A 14,871-nucleotide genomic window follows, 5' to 3' on the forward strand; every position below is an offset into this window, starting at 1 on the left:
ACGATGTCCAACGCCTCGCACCAGAATCCGGCACTTCTCGATGTCACCGAGGTTTCCAAAGCCTTTGGATCCGTCGAGGTCCTGCGCTCCGTCAGCCTGCAAGTGACACGCGGCGAGGTCGTGACTATCATCGGCCCCTCCGGCAGCGGCAAGACCACGCTACTGCGCTGCGTCAATTTCCTGGAGAGCTACGACAGCGGCTCGATCCGTATCGACGGCAAAGAAGTCGGCTATCGCGAGACGGGAACACGCCAGCGACGCAGCGAGCGCGACCTGGCGGCGATGCGAGCCGAGACCGGAATGGTGTTCCAGAGCTTCAATCTGTTTCCGCATTTGACTGCGGCCGGCAACATCATGCTTGGCCTGCGCAAGGTGCGCGGCAAGAGCAATGCCGAGGCCCGCACCATTGCCGAGCACTGGCTCGGCCGCGTAGGCCTCGCCCACAAAGCCGACAGTCTGCCGGCCGAGCTTTCCGGCGGCCAGCAGCAGCGCGTCGGCATCGCCCGCGCCGTGGCGATGGAGCCGAAGATATTGCTTCTCGACGAGATAACCTCGGCGCTCGACCCCGAACTGGTTGGCGAGGTGCTCGAGGTCGTGCGCAGCCTCGCCGAAGACGGCATGACGATGCTGATGGTCACGCATGAAATGGCTTTTGCGCGCGACGCATCGAGCCGCATCGTTTTCATGGCGGATGGCGGCGTCAGTGCCGTCGGACCACCCGCCGAGATTCTGGCGGCGGGGTTCGACAATGAACGCCTTCGCAGTTTCCTGGCGCGGTTTCGCGCCTCGCATTTTTGACATCGGACGGCGAAAGCTGTCGCAAGGAGCTTTTATGACGCCTTACATCCGGCTCGCGGAATTGGGCCTGACACTGCCCGAGCCGCCGAAGCCCATCGCCAACTTCGTCACCTATGCCGAGAGCGGACGGCTGATCTTCCTCTCCGGCCAGGGGCCGTTGCGCGCCGATGGCGCGCTCTGCACCGGCAAGGTCGGAGAGGATGTCAGCGTTGAAGAGGCTTACGGGCATGCGCGTCTGACCGGCCTGAACCTGCTCGCCGTCATGCATGCGGCGGCCGGCGACCTCGGCCGCATCGTGCGCGTCGTCAAGCTGCTTGGCTTTGTCAATGCGACGCCGACATTCGGCGAGCACCCCAAGGTGGTGAACGGCTGTTCCGATCTTTTCGCGGCCGTCTTTGATACGCTTGGCGGACATGCCCGTTCCGCGATCGGTGTCGGCTCGCTGCCGGGCAACATCACAGTTGAAATCGAGGCGGTCGTCGAGATCGCCGCCTGAAATCTTAAACAGGATCTACAGAGATGACGACCTATGCCGCTGACCGTTCCAACACGACAATCCGCGAACGGCTTGGCCTTCGCCCAATCATCAATGTCTCCGGCACGATGACGGCACTCGGTGCTTCGATCATCGTGCCAGAAGCGATTGCCGCAATGTCGGAAATGGCCTCGCAATGGGTCGAGATGGACGATCTGCAGCGCGCCGCAAGTAGGGTGATTGCACGCCTTACCGGCGGCGAGGCCGGCTTCATCACCGCATGCTGCGCCAGCGGCATAACAATGGCGATTGCCGGCGCGATGACCGGGACCAGCCTTCTTGCGATCGAGCGGCTGCCGGACGACACCGAGGGCCTCAAATCGGAGGTCATCGTTCAGCTTGGTCACATCGTCAATTATGGCGCGCCGATCGACCAGTCGATCCGGCTTGCCGGAGCCAAGGCAGTGCCTGCCGGCACGGTCAGCGTCACCCAGGATTATCATGTTGCCGAGGCGATCCGGGACCGGACGGCGGCAGCCCTCTACGTCGTTGCGCACCACACCGTGCAATACGGCATGCTCTCGCTTGAGGAGTTCTGCGAGATTTGCCACGCCAAGGGCGTGCCGGTGATCGTCGACGCCGCCTCGGAATACGATTTGCGTGGCTTTCTGGCGCGCGGCGCCGACATTGTTGTCTACAGCGGGCACAAATTTCTCTCAGGGCCGACAAGCGGCATCGTTGCCGGCCGCAAGGATCTGGTACGGGCCGCCTATCTTCAGAACCGGGGCGTTGCGCGCGCCATGAAGGTCGGCAAGGAGAGCATTGCCGGCACTATGGCGGCCCTGGAAGCCTGGGAGCGGCGCGACCATGCCGGCATTCGCCAGCGGGAAGACGCCGCACTGCATCTGTGGCAAACCGCATTGCAGGGCCTGCCTGGCATCGAGGCACGTATCATTCCAGATCCGACCGGAAATCCTCTCGACCGCCTGCAGGTGTTTGTTGCGCCGGAAAGCCGCTTCACCGCCGCCGGCCTCGCCTCGGCGCTTGCGGCGGGTTCGCCGCCCGTGATCGTGCGCAACCACGAGGTCGAGCGCGGTCACTTCTTCCTTGATCCGTGCAATCTCCATCCCGGCGAGGCGGAGATCGTTGCCGAACGCCTGCGAGCGGTGTTGAGTGCTGCCGATCGGCCCGCGGATGCGATGAAACCCGCTCGCAAGCAGTCCGCCGGAGCGCTGCGCTGGCCGGACTAGACATCGCCAGAGCGTGGTCGAGCCAGTGCCTTCCAGCGCCGGCTTCGCATCGGGCCAGTGCGCCATCACGGCAGTGTGAATGAACTTTTAGTCTTCGGGCGGAATAAACCACCCCGCCCATTGGTCTCCCAAACAGACGCCATTTCCGGCGTGCAGGAGACCGGTATGACCCACCACCACGACAATGAAGCTGACGGCATCAGCCGCCGTCATGCACTGGAATGCATGATCTGGGCCGGCACGGGAGTGCTGTGGACAATTTCGGCCGGCGTGCCGGTTTCGCTCAGCCTGCTCGGTGCGTCGCAAGCCGCCGAGGCCTTGGCCACCGGCTTCACTTTCCTCCAGATCTCCGACAGCCACATCGGCTTCGACAAGGCTGCCAACCCGCACGCCATCGACACGCTGAAGGAGGCCATCGGCAAGATCCAGGCGTTGCCGCAAAAGCCCGCCTTCATGATCCACACCGGCGACATCACCCATTTGTCGAAAGCCGCGCAGTTCGACAACGCTGCCCAGATCATCGGCGGCGCAGGCTTCGACGTGCATTATGTGCCCGGTGAGCACGACCTGATCGATGACGGCAATGGCCAGGCCTATCTCGACCGCTACGGCAAGGGCACCAAGGGCGCTGGCTGGTATTCGTTCGACCAGAACGGCGTCCATTTCATCGGCCTGGTCAACGTCGTCAACCTGAAGGCTGGCGGGCTGGGCAATCTCGGCGCCGACCAGTTGGCATGGTTGGCCGATGATCTGAAGGCGGTCACCGCCTCGACGCCAATCGTCGTCTTTGCCCACATCCCGCTATGGGCTGTTTATCCCGAATGGGGCTGGGGCACCGACGACGCGGCGCAGGCCTTGGCCCTGCTCAAGCGCTTCGGCTCTGTCACCGTACTCAACGGCCATATCCACCAGATCATGCAGAAGGTCGAAGGCAACGTTACCTTTCATACCGCGCGCTCGACCGCTTTCCCGCAACCGGCGCCGGGCACCGCAGCCTCACCCGGGCCGATGACGGTACCTGCCGGCCAGTTGCGCAGCCTGCTCGGCACAAGCAGCGTGACAGTCAAGCAAGGCGGGCAGGACCTCGCCATCATCGACAGCACGCTGGCCTGAGGGGAAATGCGATGATCCGCTTCCCATCCCGCGTCTTGGTCGTATCCCCTGTCACGTTCGGTTTGGCGGCGATCCTGATAATGGTTGCCATGCCACTGAACGCAGCAGACCAGCCAATGGTCAAGATCGAGAACTTTGCCTTCACACCGGCGGTGCTGACGGTAAAGCAGGGCACTACCGTGACCTTCGAGAATGACGACGACATCCCGCATCTGGTGGTCGCCAACGATGCCTCGTTTCGCTCCAAGGCGCTTGACACCGGTGACACATATGCCTTCACCTTCACCAAAGTGGGCGACTATGCCTATTTCTGCGGGCTTCACCCGCACATGCAGGGCAGGATCACCGTCGCTCCGTGAGGATTTTCGGAAGGTTCTGCCCGGGATGCCGGGCGATGCGACGGTGTTGAACCAAGAGGCCGCGACCGAGCGCTTTCGCGAGGTGGTTCTGCCCCATCTCGCGGATGCGCTTGCGCTTGCCCGCTGGCTGACCGGCAACGCCGCCGACGCGGAGGATGTGGTGCAGGAGGCCTGTTTGAAGGCGCATGCGGGCATCGCCGGCTATGCCGGCGGCAATGCGCGCGCCTGGCTGCTGGCGATCGTGCGCAACGCCTCTTACTCCTGGCTGGCGCGCAACCGGCCGCGCAGTATCGTCGCCGTCGGCGACCTGAGCGACCTCGATGACACGACGGCTGCATATGGCGCCGGGCTGCCGGATACGGATAGTCCTGAGGCAAGCCTGATCGCCAAGGCCGACACGGCCGCACTCGAGGCGGCGATCGCCGCGCTGCCGCACCAATTTCGCGAGACTGTGGTGCTGCGCGACATCAACGGCCTCAGCTATCGCGAGATCGCGACGCTGCTTGGCGTGCCGCTAGGAACGGTGATGTCGCGGCTGGCGAGGGCGCGCGGTCTGCTGATATCCCAACTTGGGAGGGCGCCATGAGCGCGCACAACGATGGACTGCCCGATGACCCGGCGGGCGTGGAGCTGATGATCCATGCCTTGGTCGATGGCGAGCTCGACGCAGCAGCAGCATTGGCTGTCGAGCGACGCATCGCGGCCGATCCGGCGCTCGCCGCCGAGCATGCCCGCATCGTTGCGCTGCAGCCGGTCGTCAGCGGGCTGCCGAGGCTCGATGTCCGTGAGGATTTCAAGGCTCGCATCGCTGCAATCGGGACAGCCGGTACGGAGAAAGTGCTGCCGGCGCCGGCGCCCGCCGCTCGAGTGCCGCCGGCACACAGAGCGGTGCACCGATTTGGCGCGTTCGACTGGCGCGCGCTGGCGGCGTCGATCATCGTTACCGCCGTGCTGGCCAGCGGCGCGACGCAATGGATGATGCTGAGCAGGGCGCCCGACAGCTTTGCCGCCGCGGTCGCCAGCGGCCATCGCCGCAGCCTGCTGGCAGCCAGCCCCGTGGACGTCGTCTCGTCGGACCGGCACACGGTCAAACCTTGGCTGGATGGCAGGGTCGGCCTGTCGCCGCCGGCACCTGACCTTGCCAGTGACGGCTTCGCGTTGCTCGGCGGCCGGGTCGAGGTGATCGCCGACCAGCCAGTGCCGGCACTGGTCTACAGGCACCGCGAGCACCTGATCACTCTCGTCGCCGCGCCCGAGGAAACCGGCTCGACAGCCGGACCGGTCGATCTTTCTGCTGGTGGCTTCTCGCTGGTCCACTGGAGCGACAGCGCCTTTTCCTATTGGGCGATTTCCGATACCGAACGGCCTGAACTTGACGACTTCGTCAACCGCTTCCGAGCAGCGGCCGCCCGATGACAGACCGCCCCTGTCCATGTGCGTAGCCACGGAGACGGCACAAGCGGCTTTGCCGTTTCCGGCCATCCTTGCGGCTCCCCTCGATTTCAGCTAATGCGCGCTTTTGCCGCCGGAGAGCAGAAGCTTGGACGATCACCGCGCCGACGTCGCCATCATCATGGGCAGCCAGTCCGACTGGGCGACGATGCGCCACGCCGCCGAAACGCTTGAGGCGCTTGGAATTCCGCACAAGCGCCTGATCGTCTCTGCCCACCGCACGCCCGACCGGCTCTATGACTTCGCCAAGGGCGCCAAGGCGGCCGGCTACAAGGTGATCATCGCCGGTGCCGGCGGTGCGGCGCATCTGCCCGGCATGACGGCGGCGATGACGCCGCTGCCGGTGTTCGGCGTGCCGGTGGAATCAAAGACGCTGTCGGGCCAGGACTCGCTGCTATCAATCGTGCAGATGCCGGCCGGCATTCCGGTCGGCACTTTGGCCATCGGCAAGGCCGGCGCTGCCAACGCTGCCCTTCTGGCCGCCGCGGTGCTGGCGCTGAGCGACGAAAAGCTCGCCGCCCGGCTGGATAGCTGGCGCGCCGCGCAGACCGCCAAGGTGGCCGCCGAGCCCACGGACGCGCCGTGAGCCTGCCGGCGGGATCGAGCATCGGCATCATCGGCGGCGGCCAGCTTGGCCGCATGCTGGCGATGGCCGCGGCCCGCCTCGGCTACCGCATCGTCGTGCTGGAGCCGCAGCCGGATTGCCCGGCGGCACAGGTCGCCAACCGGCAGATCGTCGCCGCCTATGACGACGCGGCCGCGCTTAGCGAGCTGGCTGCGGCCAGTGCCGTCGTTACTTATGAATTCGAGAACGTACCGGTCGCGGCCGCCGCGGCACTTGCCTCTACGGTGCCGGTTTATCCGCCGGCACGCGCCCTGGAAGTGGCGCAGGACCGGCTGGCGGAAAAGAAATTCCTCAACGGCATCGGCATACCGACCGCGGATTTCAGCCCCGTCGACAATGACGAGGAACTGACGGCTGCGCTGAAACAGTTCAACGGCAGCGGCATATTGAAGACGCGCCGCATGGGCTATGACGGCAAGGGCCAGCGTGTCTTCCGCAACATGGAAACAGGCGGCTTTGCCGGCACTTGCGAGGCGATGGGCAACGTGCCGTTGATCCTGGAATCCTTCGTCACCTTCGAGCGCGAGATTTCGGTGATCGCCGCGCGCGGCAGCGACGGCTCGCTCGCCGCCTACGATCCAGCGTGGAATGTCCATCGCAACGGTATTCTTCACAGCTCGACGCTGCCGGCCGGAGTAAAATCCGAAACGGCGGCTGCGGCTCAAACGGCGGCGGCAGAGATCCTTGCAGCGCTCGACTATGTCGGCGTCATCGGCGTCGAATTCTTTGTCCTTGCCGACGGTTCGCTGTTGGCCAACGAGATAGCGCCGCGCGTCCACAATTCCGGCCACTGGACGGAGGCCGCCTGCACCATCTCGCAATTCGAGCAGCACATCCGCGCCGTCGCCGGCCTGCCGCTGGGAAATCCCGCCCGGCAGTTCGACTGCGTCATGGAAAACCTGATCGGCGACGATGTCAGGCGCGTTCCTGAGCTGCTCGCCGAGCCCGATCTGATGCTGCACCTCTATGGCAAGGCCGAGGCGCGGCCCGGCCGCAAGATGGGCCATTTTACGCGCGTGAGCCGCCGCAGCTAGAGCATGATCCCGAACCGAAGGTCCGCGCTAGCGAAAAGTGGAATCCGGATTTCGGAAAAGATCATGCTCAAACACAAAGTTAGAACCTACGCTTACTGGATTTCGCCGCTCTCGTCCTCGTCGGGGCTGGCGCAGCTCACATCGCCTTCCGCGCAGGTCGAATCGGCGGTGAGCTGCTTGGTGCGATCGTCGGTCAGCCGCGTCAGGCATTCCGATATCAGCATCGGATAGATCGAGCCGCCTTCGCTGTCCGCGGCGGAATAGCTGCATTCCGCGTCGCGAAAAGCGATCCAGGCGCGCTGCGCCGTCTGCAACAGCTTCCTGGCTTTTGCGTCACTTCCGCCGATGAGATCCTGGTAGGCCTTGTTGAGCTTGGCGTCGGCGGATTTGTGGTCCGCGTCGGCGCAGATGTTCATCATCTGCTGGCTGTCGTCGTTGCGGTCGCATTCCTGCGCATAGGCAACAGAACCTGGCGCGAGGACGACAAGACAGGCGGACACAAGAATTCGGCGCATGACGATCTCCAATTCGCAACCGCATCATTCCAGCCGTCTCAAGCCTGCGCAACGCCGCAAGACGCCAGTGGCGGATATTTGATGATACGAAACGGTCCGTATCGTTTAGGCAACGCGCTTGCGGTTGACACGGGCAACGCTCCTCGTCTATGAGCCACGCACAGTTCAAAGGCGCGTCTGTGGGCGCGCCTTAATAATTCGGCCCGTGACCGGGCCCAGACCGACGGGCAAGACCATGAAGATCAAGAATTCGCTCAAGGCGTTGAAGGCGCGTCACCGCGACAACCAGCTGGTTCGTCGCAAGGGCCGCATCTACATCATCAACAAGACCGCGCCGCGCTACAAGGCGCGCCAGGGTTGAGTTTTCGACGGAGGCTGCGCGCCTCCGTTCGCATGATACGACTCTCACGCTAAATTCAGTTTGACGATCCGGCGTCGGGGGCTAGATTCCCGCGATGCGGATTCTTTTTGCATTTTTCACGGCTTTCCTCTTTTCCGGCGCTGTCTCGCTGCCGGCGTGGGCTGAAGATCCGACCACAACTCCGCCGACAGCACCTCCGGTCGTCAAGACGAAACAGGCGCGGCTCGATCAGCTGTTTGCTGATCTCAAGCGCGAACGCAATGAAAAGGCGGCCGAGCGCATCGCCGGACGGATCGGCAGCGAGTGGTCCCAGTCGGGCAGCGCCTCTATCGACCTGATGATGCAATGGTCGCAGAAGGCGATCGAAAACCAGAAATTCGATGTTGCACTCGATTTCCTCGATCAGGTGGTGACTTTGCAGCCGACCTATGCGGAAGGCTGGAACCGGCGCGCCACTGTTCATTTCATGATGAAGAACTACGGGAAGTCGATGGCGGACATCGACCGCACCCTGCAGCTCGAACCACGCCATTTCGGCGCGCTTTCGGGCCTGGCTCAGATCATGGCCGAAACCGGCCACAAGCAGTCGGCACTTGAGGCCTGGCAGCGCGTGCTCGCCATCTACCCAATGATGCGCAGCGCCCAGGACCAGGTCGCCGCACTTTCCGAGGAGCTTGCCGGCGAAGGCATTTGAGACCAGTAAGGGAGTAGGGGAATAGGGGAGTAAGGTAGTATGTGAGAGGTGCAGATTGCACTGTGGCACACATGCGCCCTACTCCCCTACTCCTGAACCGGTCACAGGCTGATGCAAGCTGGCGGAGTTCGGCGTCTATCCTAACCAGACTGCCGTCGATGCGCCCGGCTGGCGCCGTGTTTACGACGCGCCATGCAGCCGGCCTATCCGGCAGCCGCGGCCGACATTAGCGACCGACTTCCGATCCGACATAGGCGATGCGCAACATGTTGGTCGAGCCTGGCGTCCTCAGCGGCACGCCGGCCGTGATGATGACGCGGTCGCCCGGCTTGCCGAAACCTTCATCGAAGGCGATGCGGCAGGCGCGGTCGACCATATCGTCGAGGTCGCTGGCGTCGGGAGAAACGACGCAATGCGTGCCCCACAACAGCGACAGCCGCCGCGCAGTGTTGAGGATCGGCGACAGCGCCACGATCGGCACTTGCGGCCGCTCGCGCGCGGCGCGCAAGCCGGTCGTGCCGGACGCGGTATAGGTGATGATCGCCGACAGCTTCAGCGTCTCGGCTATTTCGCGGGCGGCGAGCGAGATCGCGTCGGCTCCGGTCGCTTCCGGTTCCGAGCGCTGCGCGTTGATAATTCCGGCATAGGTCGGGTCGGTTTCGACCTTGGTGGCGATCCGGTTCATCATCGCCACCGCCTCGACCGGATAGGCGCCGGCGGCGGACTCCGCCGAAAGCATGATCGCGTCGGCGCCTTCAAACACGGCGATCGACACGTCCGACACCTCGGCCCGCGTCGGCACCGGCGCGGTGATCATCGATTCCAGCATCTGCGTGGCGACCACCACCGGCTTGCCGGCACGGCGCGCGGCGCGGGTGATCTGCTTCTGAATGCCAGGCACGGCTTCGAGAGGCATCTCGACGCCGAGATCGCCGCGGGCGACCATCAGCGCATCCGAAAGCTCGATGATCTCGGCCAGCCGGGCGACGGCCTGCGGCTTTTCGATCTTGGCCATGATCAGCGCCCGGCCGCGTGCGATCTTGCGCGCTTCGGCCAGGTCCTCGGGCCGCTGCACGAAGGACAGCGCCACCCAGTCGACGCCGGTCGCCAGAACCGCGTCGAGATCCCGGCGGTCCTTTTCCGTCAGCGCGCCGACCGGCAGGTCGGTGTCGGGCAGGCTGACGCCCTTCTTGTCGGAAATGGTGGTGCCGGCGACGACGGTGCAGACGATCGCCTTGCCGTTGCTGCTGACCGCCTTGAGCTCGAGCTTGCCGTCATCGATCAGCAGGCGATGACCAGCCTCGACCGAACGCAGGATTTCGGGATGCGGCAGGTAGACCCTCGTCGAATTGCCGGGCTCGGGATTGTCGTCGAGCGTGAAGGTCTGACCGACGGTCAGCACCTCTTTGCCGTTGGCGAACTTGCCGACGCGCAGCTTTGGCCCTTGCAGGTCGGCGAGAACGCCGATCGGCCGGCCGACCGCCTCCTCGACGGCACGAATGCGGCCGACAAGCGTACGCATCAATTCATGGTCGGTGTGGCTCATATTGATGCGGAACACGTCGGCGCCGGCTTCGAACAGCTTCTTCAGCATCTCCTCGGACGAGGAGGCCGGACCGATGGTGGCGAGGATCTTGACCTTGCGGCTGCGTCTCATTGACTGTTTGTTCCCGGGGCGGCTGGAGCGCCATCCGTTGCGGGCTCGTCAGTCAGCTGGACCATCCAGCTTGCCTGCTCGCCCGTGTCATATTCCTGGAATCCGGCGCGCTGAAAGCCCCGGGCGACGCAATCGGTAACGCCGGCGATCTTGAACTCTTTTTCGGCCACGCACATGTTGATCGGGCCATCCCAGCGTCCGCCGCGCTCGGCGTCTTCTGCATAAAGATAGTAAAACCTTGATGACAACGGTCCCTCGATCAGCGTCTTGCAGCTCGATCCTTCGATGTGCCACCAGCCTTCGGTGATCCAGCCGGCTTTGGCGCGATAGCCGATGCCGACACCGACCAGGTTCTGCGTGGCGTTGCAGACCCGGAAATCGGCCCGTGCCGGCGAGGCCGAAATCACCGCGAAAAGAGCCATGGCCGGTACCAGGAGCGGCATGGCCAAGGCGTGGCGCACACGCAGCCTGCCGGCGAAACCCATCCTGAAACCCCTCAAGAACCACATTTGCATCTCTCAACGCCCCTTTTCGGAAAAGTCCGTACGCATGTCAACGCGCCGATCTGTCCAATTCCAATCGATTTAGAAGGCTCTGGCGCGCTTGCGGTCGCCCCTGCTCAGTTTTTTGGCAGAAACCGTGGCCAAACAACGGCATTGCGCAAGCGTTCTCTTCGTGGAATGACGATACCACCCTCCCCGAAAGCCAGCGAACAGACCTTTCCCGCCAATGACCCGATCCACAGTTTTCGCGCCTTTCGATATCGTCGAAGGCGATCGCAAGCGCGGCATGGTGCTTCTCGCCGATCACGCCCGCCGCGACCTGCCGGAGGAGTATGGCAGTCTCGGCCTGCCGGCGGCGGAGTTCGACCGCCACATCGCCTACGACATCGGCGTCGAGACTGTAACCCGCGAACTCGCAAGTCTGCTCGGCGTTCCGGCGGTGCTTGCCAATTTTTCGCGACTGCTGATCGACCCCAATCGCGGCGAAGACGATCCAACGCTGATTCGCCAGCTCTATGACGGCACCGTCATCCCGGGAAATTATCCCATGGCCCCGGAGGAGCGCGAAAGGCGGCTGGACCGCTTTTACCGCCCCTATCATGATGCCGTCGGCGCCATGATCGCCTCTGTGGCGCGAGCATCCGCGCGGGCACCCTTCATCTTTTCGGTGCATTCCTTCACACCGACCATGCAGGGATTCGTGCGGCCGTGGCACGCCGGCATATTGTGGGACCTGGACGACCGCGTTGCGCGGCCGCTGATCGACATGCTCGCCGAGGACAAGAGCCTCATCGTCGGCGACAACGAACCCTATGACGGCGCACTGCGCGGCGATACCATGTTCAGGCATGCCATCGTCAACGGCTTTGCCCATGCGCTGCTCGAGGTCCGCCAGGACCTGATCGCCGACCGCAAGGGTGCCCTCGCCTGGGCCGAACGGCTGGCGCCGATCGTTGACGCGATAGATCGACGTGCCGATATACATGCGGTGAAAATATTCGGCTCGCGCACCGGGCCGGTATGATGAGGCCCAAGGGAGGCCAACATGACATGACCGAACTCAGCGAAGAACAAAAGCGCGATTTCGAAGCCGCTGCCTTCCGCCGGCTGGTCGCGCATCTGCGCGAGCGTTCCGACGTACAGAACATCGACCTGATGAACCTCGCCGGCTTCTGCCGCAACTGCCTGTCCAACTGGTACCGCGACGCGGCGCAAGCCGAAGGTGTCGAACTCAGCAAGGACCGGTCGCGCGAAATCATCTACGGCATGCCCTATGCCGAGTGGCAGGCACTGAACCAGGTCGAAGCCTCCGACGCCAAGAAGGCCGAGTTCGAGGCAAGACGCCCTAGGGATCACTAGGGGAGGACGCCGTGCCTAAGATTGACGTTGCCGACGTGCCCGGACGCAAGGGCTCATCCTATCCACCGCCGTTCGATGCACCCTGTGCCGAACGCGTGCGGCAGCGGCTAGGCAACGCAGGCGGGCTCACCGACTTCGGCATCAATCTCATGCGCCTGCCGCCGGGCAACTGGTCGAGCCAGCGCCACTGGCATTCGCACGAAGACGAATTCGTCTACGTGCTTGAAGGCGAGCTGACGCTCGTCGAAGATGCCGGCGAGACGGTGCTGCGCGCCGGTGATTGCGCGGCCTTTCCGAAAGGATCAGGCAACGGCCATCACATGATCAATAAATCGGGCGCGATGGCGATCTATCTCGAAGTCGGTTCGCGCTGGCCCGACGACGTCGCCACCTGCTCCGACATCGACATGATGGGCACCAACGCTGACGGCCGGTTTGTGCACAAGGATGGCGCGCCTTATCCCGAGCCATAGGGATTTCGGAGTGGACCGCCGAGATGGTTGGCCGACGCGAGAGGACGTAGCGTCTGGTCCAAGCACTTTCGGCGAAGAGCGCTTGACTGTGAATTGAATCGATCTAATTTGCCGCGCAACGCCATTTCCGGACCGGATTCTACCCGATGGACGCGCAGAAAATCACGCAGATCGCGATTCGTGGACGCTGGGCAGTGGCCGGCATCTTCCTCGCCAACGGCTTCTTGACCGGCAGTTGGGCGCCGCAGATCCCGGTGTTCCTGACGCGACTCGACATTTCGAAGTTCACGCTCGGCTTGCTGATTCTTTTGTTCGGTGCCGGCGCCGTCACTGCCATGACCTGGTGCGGCCATCTGATCTCGAAGCATGGCTCGCGCACGGTGCTGCGCTGGTTCGGACTTGCCGGCAGCTTCGGCCTTTTGGTTGTGGCTCTGGCCCCCAACGTGCCCCTTGCGGCCGTCGCCATGTTCATCTTCGGCGGTTCGATCGGCGGCATGGACGTCGCCATGAATGCCAATGCAGTGGCAGTCGAACGGCGGCTGTCCCGTGCCATCATGTCGTCCTCGCACGGCTTCTGGAGCCTTGGCGGTTTCGCCGGCGGCGCTTTGGGCGGTTTCGCCATCCAGAACTACGGTCACCTCGCCCATGCGACGGTGGTGACGGCTCTTGCCTTTGCCGTAATCGCCGTAGCGGTCCGCTACCTGATCGCCGAGGACAAGCACCCAGTCGCCGAGCACCACAAATTCGCGCTGCCGGCAAACCCGCTGGTCTATCTGGTTGGGCTGATGGCGCTGCTGACGATGATCTCCGAAGGTGCGGTACTCGACTGGGCGGCGCTGTATCTCAGGCAGGAGCTCGGCGCCGATCTTGCCATCGCAGGCCTGGCCTATGCCGCCTTTTCCGGAGTCATGGCCATCATGCGCTTCCTCGGCGATGGCGTCCGCAACCGTTTCGGTGCCGTTACGACGTTGCGCGCCTCGGCCCTTGCCGCTGCTGCCGGCATGCTGGTGGCCGGGCTGGCTCCCTCGCCTTGGCTGGCCATTGCCGCCTTCGCTTTTTGCGGCCTCGGCATTGCCAACATGGTGCCGATCATTTTTTCGGCCGGCGGCAACCAGGAAGGCATGGCGTCCGGCACAGGCATGAGCGTCGTCACCACAATGGGTTACTCAGGCATTCTGGTGGCGCCGTCGGCGATCGGCTTCATCGCCGAACACTCGAGCTTCGGCCCGATCTTCGTCGCACTGTCCGGGCTGCTGGTCGTCGTGCTGTTGATGGCCGGCCTCGCTCACCGCGCCGAATTCGCTGCCGAGCCTGCACCGGCTGAATAGCGCTTGAACTCTTCGTAGAGGAAATCCGCGACGCGGCGGATGCGGACGCTGGTCCGCACGTCGCGGTGCATGGCCAGCCACACCGGCAGCGTCGGCAGCGGGAGACCCGGCAGCACTGTCTCGACCAGCGGATCACGGTCGGCGAGCGGCTCCTGGCCAAAGCCGATGCCGTTTCCCGCCCGCACCGCTTCCCACAGCACGATCTGATTATCGGTCCTGAAGCGGAAGGCATTGCGGGCGAGCGCGACGCCGAACTGGGCGAAGCCGCGAATGATTTCATCGCTGCGGTCGAAGCCGACCAGATCATGGCCGGCAAGATCGCGGGCCTCGCGCGGACGGCCACGCCGGTCGAGGTAGGATTTTGCCGCGCAGGCGCGGAGCGGAATGTCGGTCACCTTGCGCGCGACCAGTTCATTCTGCGCCGGCTTGACCATGCGGATGGCGATATCGGCGTCGCGACGCAGCAGATTCTCGACCTGGTTCGAGGCGACGATCTCGACTTCGATGCCCGGCTCCTCGAACCCAAGCCTCGCTGTGATTTCCGGCAGCACATAGGCCGCCACCACTTCGCTGGCGGCAATGCGCACCGTACCCTCTATCGCCTCGACCGATCCCAGCGCCAGCAGCGAAAAGGCGCTCGCCTGCTCGCTCACCGCGCGGCCCCGTTCAAAGAGCGTGTTGCCCGCTTCCGTGAGCGCGTAGCCACGCCGCCCGCGCCGGAAGAGCGTGACACCGAGCGCCTGTTCCAGCTCGGTGATGTGGCGGCCGAGCGTCGGCTGGCTCGCGGCAAGTTTTCGCGCGGCGGCCGACAGGCTGCCGGTCTCCGCCACGGTGACGAAACTCTTGATCAGGTTCCAGTCAATATCCATTCAAAA

The 14,871-nt window shown here is 64.0% G+C and carries 19 protein-coding genes; 15 read left to right on the plus strand and 4 right to left on the minus strand.

What is annotated here, in order from left to right; translation table 11 throughout:
- Nucleotides 1-3 precede the first annotated feature (3 nt).
- From NKI58_RS01825 to NKI58_RS01865, 9 genes are all read left to right on the plus strand, one after another.
- Nucleotides 4-798: an amino acid ABC transporter ATP-binding protein gene (locus tag NKI58_RS01825; protein WP_023678475.1), complete on the plus strand. Its 795-nt coding sequence runs from the start codon at nt 4-6 to the stop codon at nt 796-798.
- Nucleotides 799-832: 34 nt separating this feature from the next.
- Nucleotides 833-1,294 (plus strand): RidA family protein, encoded by a 462-nt coding sequence (locus tag NKI58_RS01830; RefSeq protein ID WP_352574784.1) that lies wholly within the window; start codon nt 833-835, stop codon nt 1,292-1,294.
- A 23-nt stretch (nt 1,295-1,317) separates the two neighbouring features.
- Nucleotides 1,318-2,523, plus strand: a complete 1,206-nt coding sequence (locus NKI58_RS01835) for an aminotransferase class V-fold PLP-dependent enzyme (RefSeq protein WP_031212142.1) — start codon at nt 1,318-1,320, stop codon at nt 2,521-2,523.
- Nucleotides 2,524-2,688: 165 nt separating this feature from the next.
- A complete protein-coding gene (locus tag NKI58_RS01840) occupies nt 2,689-3,636 on the plus strand; it encodes a metallophosphoesterase family protein (RefSeq protein ID WP_023678472.1) in 948 nt (315 codons plus the stop codon).
- A gap of 11 nt (nt 3,637-3,647) precedes the next feature.
- On the plus strand, nt 3,648-3,995 hold the full coding sequence (locus tag NKI58_RS01845; protein ID WP_023678471.1) for a cupredoxin domain-containing protein: 348 nt from the start codon (nt 3,648-3,650) through the stop codon (nt 3,993-3,995).
- Nucleotides 3,996-4,020: 25 nt separating this feature from the next.
- Nucleotides 4,021-4,581: a sigma-70 family RNA polymerase sigma factor gene (locus NKI58_RS01850; RefSeq protein ID WP_352946860.1), complete on the plus strand. Its 561-nt coding sequence runs from the start codon at nt 4,021-4,023 to the stop codon at nt 4,579-4,581.
- Nucleotides 4,578-5,411, plus strand: a complete 834-nt coding sequence (locus NKI58_RS01855) for an anti-sigma factor family protein (RefSeq protein ID WP_352783196.1) — start codon at nt 4,578-4,580, stop codon at nt 5,409-5,411. The genes NKI58_RS01850 and NKI58_RS01855 overlap by 4 nt, the downstream gene beginning before the upstream one ends.
- Nucleotides 5,412-5,535: 124 nt before the next feature.
- On the plus strand, nt 5,536-6,033 hold the full coding sequence (gene purE, locus NKI58_RS01860; RefSeq protein ID WP_023678468.1) for a 5-(carboxyamino)imidazole ribonucleotide mutase: 498 nt from the start codon (nt 5,536-5,538) through the stop codon (nt 6,031-6,033).
- On the plus strand, nt 6,030-7,106 hold the full coding sequence (locus NKI58_RS01865; RefSeq protein ID WP_352621519.1) for a 5-(carboxyamino)imidazole ribonucleotide synthase: 1,077 nt from the start codon (nt 6,030-6,032) through the stop codon (nt 7,104-7,106). The genes purE and NKI58_RS01865 overlap by 4 nt, the downstream gene beginning before the upstream one ends.
- A gap of 92 nt (nt 7,107-7,198) precedes the next feature.
- On the opposite strand, the gene NKI58_RS01870 is transcribed toward NKI58_RS01865, so the two are convergent.
- On the minus strand, nt 7,199-7,621 hold the full coding sequence (locus NKI58_RS01870) for a lysozyme inhibitor LprI family protein (protein ID WP_352783194.1): 423 nt from the start codon (nt 7,619-7,621) through the stop codon (nt 7,199-7,201).
- Nucleotides 7,622-7,856: 235 nt separating this feature from the next.
- On the opposite strand from NKI58_RS01870, the gene ykgO reads away from it, so the two are divergent.
- Nucleotides 7,857-7,982 carry a type B 50S ribosomal protein L36 gene (gene ykgO / locus NKI58_RS01875; protein WP_006203764.1) on the plus strand — a complete coding sequence of 42 codons (126 nt, stop codon included), beginning with the start codon at nt 7,857-7,859 and terminating at the stop codon, nt 7,980-7,982.
- Nucleotides 7,983-8,076: 94 nt separating this feature from the next.
- Nucleotides 8,077-8,676: a tetratricopeptide repeat protein gene (locus NKI58_RS01880; RefSeq protein WP_352783192.1), complete on the plus strand. Its 600-nt coding sequence runs from the start codon at nt 8,077-8,079 to the stop codon at nt 8,674-8,676.
- A gap of 226 nt (nt 8,677-8,902) precedes the next feature.
- On the opposite strand, the gene pyk is transcribed toward NKI58_RS01880, so the two are convergent.
- Together pyk and NKI58_RS01890 are read right to left on the minus strand one after the other, a co-directional pair.
- Nucleotides 8,903-10,333 (minus strand): pyruvate kinase, encoded by a 1,431-nt coding sequence (pyk, locus tag NKI58_RS01885; protein WP_352454861.1) that lies wholly within the window; start codon nt 10,331-10,333, stop codon nt 8,903-8,905.
- Nucleotides 10,330-10,776 (minus strand): DUF1036 domain-containing protein, encoded by a 447-nt coding sequence (locus tag NKI58_RS01890; protein WP_352489443.1) that lies wholly within the window; start codon nt 10,774-10,776, stop codon nt 10,330-10,332. The genes pyk and NKI58_RS01890 overlap by 4 nt, the downstream gene beginning before the upstream one ends.
- Before the next feature lie 286 nt (nt 10,777-11,062).
- Here NKI58_RS01890 and NKI58_RS01895 point away from each other — a divergent pair, with 286 nt between their 5' ends.
- The 4 genes from NKI58_RS01895 (at nt 11,063) to NKI58_RS01910 (ending at nt 13,996) form a co-directional block, all read left to right on the plus strand.
- A complete protein-coding gene (locus NKI58_RS01895) occupies nt 11,063-11,860 on the plus strand; it encodes an N-formylglutamate amidohydrolase (RefSeq protein ID WP_352572000.1) in 798 nt (265 codons plus the stop codon).
- Between the two features lie 26 nt (nt 11,861-11,886).
- The gene (locus NKI58_RS01900) at nt 11,887-12,195 is read left to right on the plus strand and encodes a DUF1244 domain-containing protein (protein WP_352589894.1); all 309 of its coding nucleotides are present in this window, start codon (nt 11,887-11,889) and stop codon (nt 12,193-12,195) included.
- 11 nt (nt 12,196-12,206) lie between these two features.
- A complete protein-coding gene (locus NKI58_RS01905) occupies nt 12,207-12,668 on the plus strand; it encodes a cupin domain-containing protein (protein WP_023678460.1) in 462 nt (153 codons plus the stop codon).
- Between the two features lie 146 nt (nt 12,669-12,814).
- Nucleotides 12,815-13,996, plus strand: coding sequence for an MFS transporter (locus NKI58_RS01910; RefSeq protein WP_023678459.1), 1,182 nt, complete (start codon nt 12,815-12,817; stop codon nt 13,994-13,996).
- Here NKI58_RS01910 and NKI58_RS01915 read toward each other — a convergent pair.
- On the minus strand, nt 13,954-14,865 hold the full coding sequence (locus NKI58_RS01915) for a LysR family transcriptional regulator (protein WP_023678458.1): 912 nt from the start codon (nt 14,863-14,865) through the stop codon (nt 13,954-13,956). The genes NKI58_RS01910 and NKI58_RS01915 overlap by 43 nt on opposite strands.
- Between the last annotated feature and the right edge of the window lie 6 nt (nt 14,866-14,871).

Source organism: Mesorhizobium sp. M0522 (assembly GCF_040321085.1).
GTDB lineage: Bacteria > Pseudomonadota > Alphaproteobacteria > Rhizobiales > Rhizobiaceae > Mesorhizobium.